1 protein-coding gene is annotated in these 671 nt (G+C 68.9%); it reads right to left on the bottom strand.

The annotated features are described in order from the left end of the window. A partial coding sequence (locus CCN51_RS51855; RefSeq protein WP_086861292.1) for a peptidase occupies nt 1–671 on the bottom strand: 671 nt, incomplete at both ends.

Genomic DNA, 671 nt, shown 5'->3' with positions numbered 1-671 from the left:
CGCGGAGGAGGAGCCCGTCTCGGCGAGGGAGCCCTTGGGGTTGATCTTCGTGTCGCCCACCGGCTTGGGCAGGGGCTTCTTGCCGCCCTGCGGCTCCGGCTTGGGCTCGGCCGGCGGGACGTGGCCCGGCTTCGAACCGGCCGGGAGCACGTCGAACTCGTAGTAGTCGCCGGTCGAGAAGACGCAGTTGCCCTCGTCGTCCGTGTAGACACCGAAGGTGAGCGCGTAGCCGAAGCCGTCACCGAGGGCCTTGGCGGACACGCTCAGCCGCATGTCGAGGGTGATGGTCTCGTGGGCGCGTACGTCGGTGTAGCCGATGTAGCCCGCGCCCGGGTCGTTCTCGTCGGTGGAGATCGACGTCCAGGCGCCGCTGTCCGGGTCCTTGTACTGCAGCGTCAGGAACTTGCCGGTGCCGTCCGGGTGCTTGGAGTCCGCGGTGCCGGCGAAGACGCCGAAGTCCACGCGCTTGAGGGACTTGTCCGAGTCGTTCTCGACCTGGAACTTGAAGCTGTGGAAGCCGCTGCCCGCCACGACCTTCGACGGCAGGCCGGTGATGGTGGTGGTGAGGTCCGGGTCCTCTTCGTACGACCCGTCGTCGTTGCAGTCGTCACCCGGCGTCGGCTCGTCCGTCGGCTCGTCGGTCGGCGGGGTGGTCGTGGGGGTGTCGGTGG

It is taken from the genome of Streptomyces milbemycinicus (assembly GCF_002154605.1).
Lineage (GTDB): Bacteria > Actinomycetota > Actinomycetes > Streptomycetales > Streptomycetaceae > Streptomyces > Streptomyces milbemycinicus.
Note: the sequence above shows the minus strand (reverse complement) of the source record. Positions and strands in the feature narration are given on the sequence as shown.